14 protein-coding genes are annotated in these 12,995 nt (G+C 39.5%); 3 read left to right on the plus strand and 11 right to left on the minus strand.

Translation table 11 applies throughout. From position 1 onward, the window contains the following. Window positions 1–65: 65 nt before the first annotated feature. Together J7W16_RS09170 and rpsU are read right to left on the minus strand one after the other, a co-directional pair. Window positions 66–509, minus strand: coding sequence for a GatB/YqeY domain-containing protein (locus J7W16_RS09170; RefSeq protein ID WP_210596992.1), 444 nt, complete (start codon window positions 507–509; stop codon window positions 66–68). A gap of 18 nt (window positions 510–527) precedes the next feature. Continuing rightward, complete coding sequence (gene rpsU, locus J7W16_RS09175) at window positions 528–701, minus strand: 30S ribosomal protein S21 (protein WP_003323311.1); 174 nt, start codon at window positions 699–701, stop codon at window positions 528–530. Window positions 702–917: 216 nt separating this feature from the next. Here rpsU and J7W16_RS09180 point away from each other — a divergent pair, with 216 nt between their 5' ends. Next, entirely contained in the window at window positions 918–1,841 is a 924-nt protein-coding gene (locus tag J7W16_RS09180; protein WP_210596993.1) for a Na/Pi symporter, read from the plus strand. Between the two features lie 99 nt (window positions 1,842–1,940). Here J7W16_RS09180 and J7W16_RS09185 read toward each other — a convergent pair whose 3' ends face one another. After that, the gene (locus J7W16_RS09185; RefSeq protein ID WP_210596994.1) at window positions 1,941–2,489 is read right to left on the minus strand and encodes a hypothetical protein; all 549 of its coding nucleotides are present in this window, start codon (window positions 2,487–2,489) and stop codon (window positions 1,941–1,943) included. A gap of 292 nt (window positions 2,490–2,781) precedes the next feature. On the opposite strand from J7W16_RS09185, the gene J7W16_RS09190 reads away from it, so the two are divergent. Beyond that, window positions 2,782–3,204 carry a MarR family winged helix-turn-helix transcriptional regulator gene (locus J7W16_RS09190; protein ID WP_246879924.1) on the plus strand — a complete coding sequence of 141 codons (423 nt, stop codon included), beginning with the start codon at window positions 2,782–2,784 and terminating at the stop codon, window positions 3,202–3,204. Window positions 3,205–3,353: 149 nt separating this feature from the next. Continuing rightward, window positions 3,354–3,713 (plus strand): protein YmzB, encoded by a 360-nt coding sequence (locus J7W16_RS09195; protein ID WP_210596995.1) that lies wholly within the window; start codon window positions 3,354–3,356, stop codon window positions 3,711–3,713. 47 nt (window positions 3,714–3,760) lie between these two features. Here the strand turns inward: J7W16_RS09195 and deoC are convergent, their stop codons facing one another. The 8 genes from deoC to grpE all read right to left on the minus strand — a co-directional run bounded on the left by deoC (window position 3,761) and on the right by grpE (window position 12,965). Beyond that, entirely contained in the window at window positions 3,761–4,435 is a 675-nt protein-coding gene (gene deoC, locus J7W16_RS09200; protein ID WP_210596996.1) for a deoxyribose-phosphate aldolase, read from the minus strand. 161 nt (window positions 4,436–4,596) lie between these two features. After that, on the minus strand, window positions 4,597–5,271 hold the full coding sequence (locus tag J7W16_RS09205; RefSeq protein ID WP_210596997.1) for a chromosomal replication initiator protein DnaA: 675 nt from the start codon (window positions 5,269–5,271) through the stop codon (window positions 4,597–4,599). A gap of 894 nt (window positions 5,272–6,165) precedes the next feature. Further along, window positions 6,166–7,515, minus strand: coding sequence for a tRNA (N(6)-L-threonylcarbamoyladenosine(37)-C(2))-methylthiotransferase MtaB (gene mtaB, locus J7W16_RS09210; RefSeq protein WP_210596998.1), 1,350 nt, complete (start codon window positions 7,513–7,515; stop codon window positions 6,166–6,168). 4 nt (window positions 7,516–7,519) lie between these two features. Beyond that, the gene (locus J7W16_RS09215) at window positions 7,520–8,272 is read right to left on the minus strand and encodes a 16S rRNA (uracil(1498)-N(3))-methyltransferase (RefSeq protein WP_210596999.1); all 753 of its coding nucleotides are present in this window, start codon (window positions 8,270–8,272) and stop codon (window positions 7,520–7,522) included. Between the two features lie 14 nt (window positions 8,273–8,286). Beyond that, window positions 8,287–9,222 (minus strand): 50S ribosomal protein L11 methyltransferase, encoded by a 936-nt coding sequence (gene prmA / locus J7W16_RS09220; protein ID WP_210597229.1) that lies wholly within the window; start codon window positions 9,220–9,222, stop codon window positions 8,287–8,289. A gap of 33 nt (window positions 9,223–9,255) precedes the next feature. After that, window positions 9,256–10,365: a molecular chaperone DnaJ gene (gene dnaJ / locus J7W16_RS09225; protein WP_210597000.1), complete on the minus strand. Its 1,110-nt coding sequence runs from the start codon at window positions 10,363–10,365 to the stop codon at window positions 9,256–9,258. A gap of 161 nt (window positions 10,366–10,526) precedes the next feature. Then, on the minus strand, window positions 10,527–12,362 hold the full coding sequence (gene dnaK / locus J7W16_RS09230; protein ID WP_210597001.1) for a molecular chaperone DnaK: 1,836 nt from the start codon (window positions 12,360–12,362) through the stop codon (window positions 10,527–10,529). A 48-nt stretch (window positions 12,363–12,410) separates the two neighbouring features. Further along, window positions 12,411–12,965: a nucleotide exchange factor GrpE gene (gene grpE, locus J7W16_RS09235; RefSeq protein WP_210597002.1), complete on the minus strand. Its 555-nt coding sequence runs from the start codon at window positions 12,963–12,965 to the stop codon at window positions 12,411–12,413. Window positions 12,966–12,995 lie beyond the last annotated feature (30 nt).

Below are 12,995 nucleotides of genomic sequence, written 5' to 3' on the forward strand. Positions count from 1 at the left end.
TTAAATTCTATCACAAATAACAAAAAGCGTTTTACCTCAAATGAGATAAAACGCTTGTGTCATTGTTATGATAAGTGTTGTTGCACAAGGCGATTCACAAGACCACCATCAGCTTTGCCTTTAACCTTAGGCATGATTGCTCCCATGACTTTACCCATATCTGCTTTCGACGAAGCATTAACTTCGGTAATTGTCTCTTTCACAATCTCTGCTACTTCTTCCTCAGATAATTGTTCCGGCATATAAACTTCTAGCACAGAAATTTCATCCCGAAGCTTCAAAGCTAAGTCTTCACGGTTTGCTTGTTCAAACTCATGGAGGGAATCCTTGCGTTGTTTCAGTTCGCGATTAAGCACCGTAAGGCTATCATCGTCCGTCAACTCACGCCCGAGCTTAATTTGCTCGTTTTGCAACGACGACTTTACCATACGGATGACAGAGAGCTTATCCTTTTCCTTGTTCTTCATCGCACTCTTCATGTCTTGATTTAATTGGTCAAGAAGATTCAATGAAAACACCCTCTCCTACTAGAACTTACGTTTTCTTGCTGCTTCAGATTTCTTTTTACGCTTAACACTAGGCTTTTCATAGTGCTTACGCTTTTTAACCTCAGCCAACGTTCCTTCTTTAGAGAGTGATCTCTTGAAGCGACGAAGTGCAGCATCAATCGATTCGTTTTTGCGAACACGAGTTTCTGCCATTATATTTCCCTCCCTCCGAAACAAACCAACTCAGAACGTACTTAACATTCATGTGTACGTCTCTTAGAATTATAATATATCACTATCTGTTGGTCAACTCAAAATGAACAGTTCCTTAATCATTTTCCTTAATTTAACCAAATTCACCCTTTTGCTCAAAATTCCTGTCATGCTTGTTCATCTTTGTCCATAGAGTTTAAGTAGAGGTGATTGGCAGTGATAAAGGAATTACTTTCGTTATTAGCGGTTTTTATAGCATTATTTCTATTTGGAATGGTGATCATGCGTGCAGGTCTTCTCAACCTAGGAAAAGAATCATTTCAAGTGATGATCCAAAAATTAACGGATTCACCTTGGAAGGGGTTAATTGTTGGGGCAATCGCAACCGCTATTCTTCAGAGTAGCTCAGCGATCATCATTATGGTAGTTGGCTTGGTAGCGACGGGACTCCTTGCATTTCGACATTCAATTGGTATTATCCTTGGTGCCAATATTGGCACGACAATGACAACAGAGTTACTAGCTTTGGATTTATCCTCACTCATTATTCCGCTTCTAGTAATCGGATTAATTGGTTTGCTGATTCCATTAGATAATGCATATTCCATTGGTTGTCTATCATTTGGTTTGGCTTGTATTTTCATTGCTATGAATGGTTTAGAAACACTTGCTTATCCTTTGTCCTCTATTCCTTCAGTCCATTCTTTTTTTGATTTGACCAATGATCATAACTTACTTGGCATTGGTGTTGGGGCAATATTGACTGCCATTATACAATCAAGCACGGCCACAACAGCTCTTGCTATGGGCTTTATGAACGATAATATTCTCAGCTTAAATGCAGGTATTTCCATTATGCTAGGAGCTAATGTCGGAACTTGTATTACTGCATATCTCGCAAGCATTGGAACAGGGCATAGCTCGAAGCTAGTTGCGTATGCAAATATTTGGTTAAATGTTTTTGGTGTACTCGCCTTTTTGCCACTTATTAATTGGCTCGGGGTAACGGTGACGAATATGACCCCACTCCCAATGGTTCAACTCGCTCATGCAAGCCTTTTATTTAATGTGATTTGTTCTCTTGTCATGCTGCCATTCGTGAATCGATTTGCAGGATTTATTGAACGCATTCATCGTTAATCATGAGTTACATATCTAGCTAAATTCAATAAGGTGGCTCTTAGTCTAATTGACAAGAGCCACCTTAAGGCACTAGTGTATTGATTTCGTTTTTACTAATCAGTTTTTCAAGTCACTTGATGAATTATTGTTTACTCCCTCAACCTGTAGTTGTATTTGGTTAATTTGTTGCGTTATTTGGTTTAATGTAGTGATCGTTTGAATCGTCTGACCAACGCTTCCAAGCATTTGTGTTGCTTGATCAATTGATTGCTGAAGCTCCTGTATTGCATTTTGCTGTTGCTGCTGTGTCTGACTATTTATCTGTTGAATTTGTTGGAGAATATCGGTACTTTGAACATTTTCATTTTCTGAAATCGCAGTATTCTCCTCTTCAGACTGTTGCTGTAACTGACTTAGTGCTGATTGGATACTAGTAATTTGACCTGCAAAAGGACTTAAGTCTTCACCAATTTCTTCCTCAAGATAACTTGTACTCTGTTTTTCTAACTGAGTAGTATTCTCCTCCATAGCAAATTCCTCCATGTATAGTCGATCATTTCCTCCAGCATTTGAACGCTTTGCATATGCAGGAACTACTCTTTTCTTGCTGACAAAACTTAGTATAGCTACAATACCTATCAGAACGATCACCGTGAAAAATAACATGCCGTTAATTGTATCCACCTCCAAATTATTTTTTACAACCTTCTCCTTAAAACATGTTTATTATTTGCTACAAACTTTCTTATATTTATCATTTCATCTTCCATATCAATAAATGTGATTTCCATATTCAATTTGACAAATGATCCAATCAGGAATATTATATGATTACATGTATATCAAGTATCGAATAGTTTAATATTTAATTAAATATTCCACATGGTGTATAGCCATTTCTAGACATACTAGTAAGGGGTGATTCATTATTAATAAAGAAACAGTAGATGAGGAATCTTTGGAGTTGAAATTATTCATTGTTTTATCAAGAGCCTCAATTTGGATTAGTAAGCATTCTGACCGTCACATTAGTCAACATGGCATTACAACAACAGAATTTGCTGTGCTAGAGCTTCTTTATCATAAAGGCACGAAGCCGCTACAACAAATTGGTGAGAAGATTTTAACATCAAATGCAAATACAACATATGTCATTGATAAGCTCGAAAAAAAGGAATACTTAATACGTAAACGTTGCTCAACTGACCGTAGAACAATCTATGCTGAACTTACTGATAAAGGTCGAGAATTTATTGAAAAAATTTTCCCAGAACATGAAAAGGTAATTGAACAGGCTACTAAGGGATTAACGAAAGAAGAAATGACCCAGGCTATTCACCTTCTAAAGAAAGCTGGCGTGTACGCCAAACAAGAATTTTAATCTGAACTGTGTTGGACAGGCCATGGAAAAAGGGATGATTCACCTTTTTCCGTGGCCTTTTTTCTATCTCTTCTCCTTTCCCTTCTTCACTTCAATGATGTTTTATTGTTGCGAAAAAGGGCATACTACGGAAAAGAGGAGGGGAACAAATGGATAATCATATTGAACAATTAAGACAATGGCTAGAAAGTCAAAAAGGTTCGACACTCTCTATCGAAAAGCAAGAAATCACTACGGGCAAAGAAGACTTATTTGATATAGACCATGTCACTTTTAAATTAGATCATATTTCACTTGTTTCAAACGGCGAAGACCCAATTGATGATTACCTTGCTACAGATGAGGTTATCTTACATGGCGAAGGTACGATAATGAGCGATGAGGGAACGGTTACTATTCCCCAACACGCTTTTGAGATCCCGCTTAAAGGCGAGGTCACTTCATCCCTAGATCAGAATCAATTAAATTTACAAACTGAGCAGGCCATTTACAAAATGAAAAAACAATAAAAAAGACTACTGAAAAAGATTTGCTTTTTCAGTAGTCTTTCTTTTTATTAATAATCAGAGTCCGTTTTTTCCCCATTAATGATCGAAACCCCTGCACTTGCTCCGATTCTCGTTGCTCCAGCAGCAACCATTGCTCTGGCCCCTTCAAGATCACGTACCCCACCTGATGCTTTTACCCCAACAGATGGACCTACTGTTTCTCGCATTAACTTAATATCCTCAACTGTTGCACCACCAGTTGAAAACCCAGTTGATGTTTTAACAAAGTCTGCCCCTGCTTGTACAGCTAACTGGCATGCTCTAACTTTTTCTTCATCAGTTAGAAGACAAGATTCAATAATTACCTTTGTTAATGCTTTACCTTTTGCCGCATCAACAACCGCACGAATATCAGCTTCAACAAGTGTGTCGTTCTTTTCCTTAAGTGCGGCAATATTAATGACCATATCAACCTCTGTTGCACCATTATTAATAGCGTCTGTTGTCTCATAAGCCTTCACCTCAGGTGTCGATGCTCCTAAAGGAAAACCAATTACAGTACAGACTTTAACTTCATTAACATCCTTTAGATGTTCTGCAGCAAGCTTGACCCATGTTGGATTTACACATACTGAAGCAAATAGGTATTCTTTTGCCTCGTTACATAATGTAATAATTTGTTCTTTTGTTGTATCTGGTTTTAAAGCAGTATGATCAATAAGATTTGCGATAGATTGATTCAAGCTTTACCCTTCTTTCTATAAGTTGTTCGAACCTCTTATCATACTAGCATAAAAATTATTCAGTTACGAGCCGACGGATGCTTTTTTTGACCAACCTGGTGAAGTCGAATAAAAAAATACCTAAAGTCCAATGACCTTAGGTATTTTTATTTGTTTAGTTATTAATCAAAATCCTCTACTTCAGCATATTGATAATTTAAAGGACCTTGCCCTCCATACTGTGGAGAAAATGTTGGTTGATTTCCACCAAATGGGTATCCTTGAGCCGGCATTTGTCCCCAATTATTTTGAAAGCTTGGTTGCTGATAACCTGGGCCTGCTAGTGGACCTCCGAAATTCGAGTGACCAGGCAGTTGATAACCTGCTCCTGGAAATTGACCTTCGAAATTTGGATAGCCTGGTTGCTGGTAGCCTGGGCCTGGCAGTGGACCTTCGAAGTTCGGATAGCCTGGTTGTTGATAGCCTGGGCCTGGTAGTGGACCTTCGAAGTTTGGATAGCCTGGTTGCTGGTAGCCTGGGCCTGGTAGTGGACCTTCGAAGTTTGGATAGCCTGGTTGCTGGTAGCCTGGGCCTGGCAGTGGACCTTCGAAGTTTGGATAGCCTGGTTGCTGGTAGCCTGGGCCTGGCAGTGGACCTTCGAAGTTTGGATAGCCTGGTTGCTGATGGCCTGGGCCTGGCAGTGGACCTTCGAAGTTTGGATAGTCTGGTTGCTGATGACCTGGACCTGGTAGTGGACCTTCGAAATTTGGATAGTCTGGTTGCTGATACTCACCGTGGTTAGCACCTGTGTTCATAAAAAATGGATGTACGGAATGTTGATGATCGTAATGATTCATGATAAAGACCTCCTATTGATTAGGTATACACACAGCCTATGCAAAAGAAGAAATAGCGGAACAGTCTTCATGAATTTTTTTGAATTTTTCTCGAAAAAAAGAAAAGCCAATCAGCAAAATAACCTGTACAGAACGTAGCAAAAAGCCATTATGTTTCATTTTCTGAAAGTCTACCACTAAAAAAAGTTCATTTTTCAGGGCAAACAGGTTATTGGCATTTAAGTGTCTGATCGTGAAAAGTCGCTTCGAACACGCTACCGGGATGGGGGGCACAAACCCGCCGGAGGGCGTTGAACTAACCGGCTGTGCCGGTGGATTTCAACCTGCCCTTTCTTCCTGCAGGAGTCGGCCCACCCATCCCGTCCGCTTTGATGAAAGGTAGATCGAATTTCTCTGCTCTTACAATAACAATGAATACCAAGAGAATAGTATAATTTTTGGGATTTGGATTAGAGCAGTTAGTCAATTATAGCCATTTTCTTAATTGAATTCTTATCATCAACAGTTTACTTTGAACCATTATCTAAAAAAAAATCCCGTGAGAACAAATTCCCAATACTCTATTTAATTACTGCTTAAATGTGGAGAAATGCAGGGGCTGTCCTTTACGAGATAGTCGCTATAAAGGAAGTGCTTAATCACAACGTATTCAGTCACGTTAAAAACAAACGAGAACCTTGAGCAAAAGACAATTCAGTATCCCTAAGAATTTAAGCTCCTAGCTACAAGCACTATAGTATCGAAGAGGAAAATAGTGCTCAAACCTAGACATTTCTAAGTGTGGATCAACATATATCCCTCAACTAAACTCCATTATCAATCAAAAAAAGCCTATCGAACGTCTCGTTTTGAGACATTCAACAGGCTAATCATGAGCAAAGTAGTTCATGTTCTTTAAATAGTAACAGCTTGCTTCACTGGTTCATCTTCTAGGATACGAACAAATTCTCCTTGATTATAAGGGTAACCCGCTTGAGTGATTTTCACTTTTACTAGCTTCCCAATCATCTCTTCAGTAGCTGGAATCTTAACTTTAAGATAGTTATCCGTATAGCCTATATACATTCCACTATCCGGTTGATCCTTATCCTTTTCTTCAGGAATCATTTCAAGAACCTCACCATCAAAATTAGAAGCATATGCTTTTGCTAGTTGATTTGATAATTCGATTAATCGATGAACACGTGCATTTTTCACATCTTCATCAACCTGCTCATTCATACGTGCTGCAGGAGTTCCCGTTCTTTTCGAGTAAGGAAATACGTGCAGCTCACTAAATTGATGCTTTGCAATAAATTGATAGGTTTCCTCAAATTCAGCTTCAGTCTCACCAGGAAAACCGACAATAACGTCAGAGGTTACTGCTAAACCAGGCATAATTTCTTTAAGTCTTTCTAATCGTTCAGCAAAGAATTCCATTGTATATTTGCGACGCATTCTCTTTAAAACCGTGTCAGAACCTGATTGAAGTGGTATATGCAAATGCCTAACAACCTTTTCTGATCGATCAATAACATTAATGACTTCATCTGTTAATTGGCTGGCTTCAATTGACGAAATACGGATTCGCTTCAGACCATCTACATGTTCGAGGTCTTCTAGTAAACGTGCTAGACTATAATCCTTTAGATCTTCACCATAACCACCTGTGTGAATACCTGTTAAGACAATTTCCTTATATCCAGCATGAACTAATTGCTTGGCTTGCTTGATAACCTCTTGCGGATCACGAGAACGCATCAACCCACGAGCCCAAGGAATAATACAAAATGTACAGAAATTGTTACAGCCTTCTTGTATTTTAAGTGATGCACGAGTACGGTCTGTAAAAGCTGGAACATCTAATTCCTCATAAACTCGTGACTTCATAATGTTCCCTACTCCATTAATCGGCTCACGCTTTGTTTTAAATTCTTCAATGTACTCAAGCATTTTCACACGGTCTTGTGTACCGACAACAATATCGACCCCAGGAATAGCCATAATTTCAGCAGGTGATGTTTGCGCATAGCACCCTGTAACGCAAATAACAGCATCAGGATTTTTACGAATAGCACGTCGAATGACTTGACGGCTTTTCTTATCCCCTGTATTCGTCACAGTACATGTGTTGATTACATAAACATCAGAGGTCGCTTCATAGTCAACCTTCTCATAGCCTTCTTTTTGAAACAGTTGCCATATCGCTTCTGTTTCATAATGATTTACTTTACAACCTAGTGTATGAAAGGCAACAGTAGGCATATTCTCACCTCATTAATTCAAAATGGTACGAAATCGCGGATAAAGCATATAGTGCCGCGGTCTCAGTTCGTAAAATTCTTGGACCAAAACCACAGATTGTAGCACCTTGTTCCTTTAAATATGTGATTTCTTCAGAAGTTAGCCCACCTTCAGGACCAATAATCACTAAAATACTCTGACCCGTTGTTAAGCCATTTAATGTTTGCACAAATTTCGATTGCTCATCGTTTTTTGCTGCCTCTTCATATGCAACAATGATCGCATCGTATGAGAGCGAATGATTAATTAGATGGTGCAGTGACTTCACATCAGATATTGTTGGTATTTGTTCGCGATATGATTGTTCTGCCGCTTCTTTCGCAATCTTCTCTAAACGCTCTATCTTCTTATGTGACTTTTTTTGGTCCCATTTTACAATCGATCTTGCCGCAGCAAATGGGATGAAGCTCTTCGCCCCGAGTTCAGTCCCCTTTTGGATAATCAGTTCTAACTTATCTCCTTTTGGTAACCCTTGAGCAATCGTAACCTTTATCGGAAGTTCTGTGTTTGGCATCAGTTCCTCAATAACCCTTGCTCTAACTTCAGTATCAGAATACTCAACTAATTGACAGCGAACGGTCCGTGATTGATTATTACTACATATGATGTCATCACCGATGTTCATTCTCATGACCTTTGTAATATGCTTAACATCTTCACCAGTGACGATAACAATGTCTTCTGTCATATTCTCACGCTCAACAAAATAACGTTGCATACCTAGCTACCTCTCTATCCTCTTCGTGCAACAAAAGCCACCCAGTCTTCCATCTCAACTACTTCCTCAATTGTGAAGCCACCGTCGATGAGAGCTTGTCTTACATCTTCTTTTTTTCGTTTAATAATTCCAGATGTAATAAACGCTCCATTTGGTTTAAGAATCGCTGCCGCATCTTGAACAAAACGCACAATAACCTCTGCCAATATATTTGCTACAACGATGTCGCATGTCCCTTCAATCCCCTCAAGCAGATTGTTCTCTTTCACTGAGACGACATCTTGTACATCATTTAATTTCACATTTAACTGTGCACTTTCAACGGCAACATAATCAAGATCAAGTGCCATTACCTTTTTCGCACCTAGCTTTGCCGCAGCGATGCTTAATACACCAGAACCAGTACCAACATCAATAACCTCTTCGCCGCCTTGGATTAGCTTATCAAGGGCCTGTATACAAAGAACGGTCGTTGGGTGAGTTCCCGTCCCAAATGCCATACCAGGGTCAAGCTCAATAATCATTTCACCCTCACTCGGCTGATACTCTTCCCAAGTAGGAGTAATCGTAATTGAGCTTGAAACCTTGATTGGCTTATAGTACTTTTTCCAAGCTGTCGCCCATTCCTCTTCATCAACCTCTATTAACTGAATCTTGTGATGTCCAAGATCAATATCATAGTCAAGTAACCCTTTAATTGATTCTTTAATTTCATCAACCGTTTCAGCTAAGAAGCTATTAACTGGAAAATAAGCTTTGATCATGACGCCTTCCTCTGGATAATCATCAGGAGAGAGTTGATATATTTCACCGAAGCGATCGCCCCATTCTTTCACCAAATCTTTGGGATCCTCTATCACCACACCACTTGCACCTGCTTCGTGTAAGATATTACAAACAGGCTCAAGTGCTTCCTCTGTCGTATGAATGCTAAATTCCGACCATTTCATCATATTGACCAACTCCATCTCCTAATAAAAATACTAATCTCCTTTAAAAGCGCGCCTTACCTTAGCAAAGAAACCATCATTTTGTTCATCAGGTTGACCACCTGTCATTTCTGAGAATTCTCTAATTAAGTCTTTTTCCTTTTCAGTTAAACTCTTAGGAATGACTACACGAATTTTGACATGCTGGTCCCCTTGACCTCTACCATGAACATTAGGAACACCCTTGTTTCTCAAACGGAAATTCGTTCCTGTTTGTGTCCCTGCAGGAATTTTCAGTTTGACCTTACCATTTAACGTTGGAACTTCAATTTCGTCACCAAGTGCCACTTGTGCAAATGTTAATGGCATTTCACAGTAAATATCGTCACCTTCACGATCAAAGAACTCATGCGGCTTAACATTAAACACAACATATAAATCACCTGGAGGGCCACCATTGGATCCACCTTCACCTTGACCAGACACACGTAGCTGTTGGCCATGATCAATTCCAGCTGGAACCTTCACGCTGATCTTCTTGTGCTTTCTAATTTTCCCCTTACCTGCACAAGTCGAACACTTTTGCTTGATGATCTTTCCTTTACCCTCACAATGGTGACAAACACGTCGATTAACAACACGTCCAAATGGGGTATTTTGTTCAACATTTAATTGACCAGAACCACCACAATGTGTACAAGTATCAGGTTTCGTTCCTGGCTTTGCTCCTGTTCCTGTACATGTTTCACATGTTTCTTCACGTGGTATCTCTATTTCAGTATCTTTTCCGAATACAGCTTCTTTAAAATCAAGGGTCATTGTGTACTGTAGATCTGCACCTTGACGAGGTCCGTTTGGATTTCTACGTCCACCTCCACCAAAGAACATATCGAAAATATCACCAAAACCGCCACCACCAAAGTCTCCGCCACCAAATCCTTGATTTGGATCTGTATGACCAAATTGGTCATAATGTGATTTCTTTTGAGGATCGCTTAACGTATCATAGGCATCTTTTACTTCTTTAAATTTCTCCGTAGCGTCCGCTTCCTTGTTAACATCTGGATGATATTTACGTGCCAATTTTCGGTACGCTTTCTTCACTTCATCCACAGAAGCATTTTGATCGACACCAAGGACTTCATAGTAATCTCTTTTACTCATGTCATCCACTCCCGACTCTATTCCATAACGTTCATCTTATCATCATCTCAACCAAGTCTGCAAGATATAGAATAGAAGAACTGTTATCCTCTTTTTGGTATGCTATCGTAGAAAAAGTCAAAGCCATCTATCTGACTTTGACTTTTCTACATTAATCCGTATTACTTTTTCTCTTCTTCTTTTACTTCCTCGTACTCTGCATCAACAACATTATCGTCTGCATTTTCAGTACCAGCGCCTTCAGCTCCTTGTGCAGCTTGAGCTGCTTGAGCCGCTTGCTCATACATCTTTGTTGATAGAGCCATAACGATTTCTTGTAACTCATCTTTAGCTGTACGAATCTCATCAATATTATCTGATTCAATCGCTTGCTTCAGCTTGTCTTTAGCCGCTTCAGCTTTTTCTTTCTCTTCTTGTTCAACACTTTCACCTAAATCTTTAAGTGTTTTCTCAGTTGTGAACACTAGCTGATCAGCTTCGTTACGAAGTTCAACTTCTTCACGACGTTTCTTATCTTCTTCAGCATTCGCTTCAGCATCTTTAACCATCTTTTCAATTTCTTCATCAGATAGACCTGAAGACGAAGTAATTGTGATTGAATGCTCTTTATTTGTACCAAGATCTTTCGCCTTAACATTCACAATACCATTTGCATCAAGGTCGAATGTAACTTCGATTTGTGGAACACCGCGTGGTGCTGGTGGAATGTCAGTTAATTGGAAACGACCAAGTGTCTTATTATATGCAGCCATTTCACGCTCACCTTGTAATACGTGAATATCAACAGATGGCTGATTATCAGCAGCAGTTGAGAATGTTTGTGATTTTGAAGTCGGGATTGTCGTATTTCTTTCAATTAGCTTCGTAAATACGCCACCCATTGTTTCAATACCAAGTGATAACGGCGTTACGTCAAGAAGGACAACATCCTTAACATCACCAGTTAACACACCTGCTTGAACCGCTGCACCAAGTGCCACAACTTCATCTGGATTTACACCTTTGTGAGGCTCTTTACCAGTTAACTTCTTAATTTCAGCTTGAACTGCTGGGATACGAGTCGATCCACCAACAAGTACAACCTTATCAATTTCACTTGCAGATAGACCAGCATCAGAAAGAGCACGACGTGTTGGAGCAAGTGTACGCTCAACTAAATCTGCAGAAAGCTCTTCGAATTTAGCACGGCTTAAGCTTAGCTCTAAATGCTTAGGACCTGTTGCATCAGCTGTAATGAACGGTAGAGAAATCTGAGTTTGTGTAACACCTGAAAGGTCTTTCTTAGCTTTCTCAGCAGCATCCTTCAAGCGTTGCATAGCCATTTTATCTTGAGCTAAGTCAATACCATTATCCTTCTTAAATTGCTCAACAAGATGATCAATAATTACTTGGTCAAAGTCATCTCCACCAAGCTTATTATCACCAGATGTTGCTTTTACTTCAAAGAAGCCATCGCCAAGCTCAAGGATTGAAACGTCAAATGTACCACCACCAAGGTCGTATACAAGAATCGTTTGGTCTTCTTCTTTTTCAAGACCATATGCTAGAGCAGCAGCTGTAGGCTCGTTGACAATACGCTCAACTTCTAAACCAGCTATTTTCCCTGCATCCTTTGTTGCTTGACGCTGGGAATCATTAAAATATGCTGGAACAGTAATAACAGCTTTTGTAACTGTTTCACCAAGATATGCTTCTGCATCTGACTTTAACTTTTGAAGAATAATCGCAGAAATTTCTTGTGGTGTGTATTCTTTTCCTTCAACTGTTTCCTTATAATCCGTACCCATATGACGCTTAATCGACATAATTGTGTTTGGATTCGTGATTGCTTGACGTTTCCCTACTTCACCTACAAGACGCTCACCGTCTTTAAATGCTACAACAGAAGGTGTTGTACGGTTTCCTTCAGGATTCGGGATAACCGTTGCTTCCCCGCCTTCCATAACAGCGACACAAGAGTTTGTCGTACCTAAGTCAATTCCAATGATTTTACTCATGATTTAGTTCCTCCATTTAATTACTATTGATTTTTTTATGTAAAGGATCTATGCGTTCACTTTCACCATTGCTGGTCGTAGAATCCGATCCTTTAATTTATAACCCTTTTGTAATTCTTCCACAACATGACCTGATTCAAACCCAGCCTCTTCTACTTGCATAACGGCTTGATGAACATGTGGATCAAATGCTTCTCCAACTGTTTTAATGACTTCGACACCTTCATTTTTTAATGTATCTTGAAACTGACGATAGACCATTTCCATCCCTTGAAGAAGAGATTTTGCTTCTTCCGCTTCCGGCTTTACTAGAAGGGCTCGTTCAAAGTTATCAATGACTGGGAGAAGGGCTTCTATCACCGTTTGTGATCTATATTTCGCTGCCGCTTCCTTTTCTTCACGAGAACGGCGTCTAAAGTTATCATAATCAGCTTGAGCACGAAGAAGGCGATTTGTCAGCTCAGCGACCTCAGCTTCTAGCTTTGCTTCAGTAGTTTGAACCTCTACTTCTTCTACAACTTGCTCATTTTCAACACTTTCTTCAACATCAGTTGTTTCCTCTGCTTGCTCTTCTGCTAATGTTTGCGTCTCTTTTTCTGTCATTTATTTCACCTCCTAATAAAATTAAAAAAC

The organism is Halalkalibacter suaedae (assembly GCF_017939705.1).
GTDB classification, from domain to species: domain Bacteria; phylum Bacillota; class Bacilli; order Bacillales; family Bacillaceae_D; genus Halalkalibacter; species Halalkalibacter suaedae.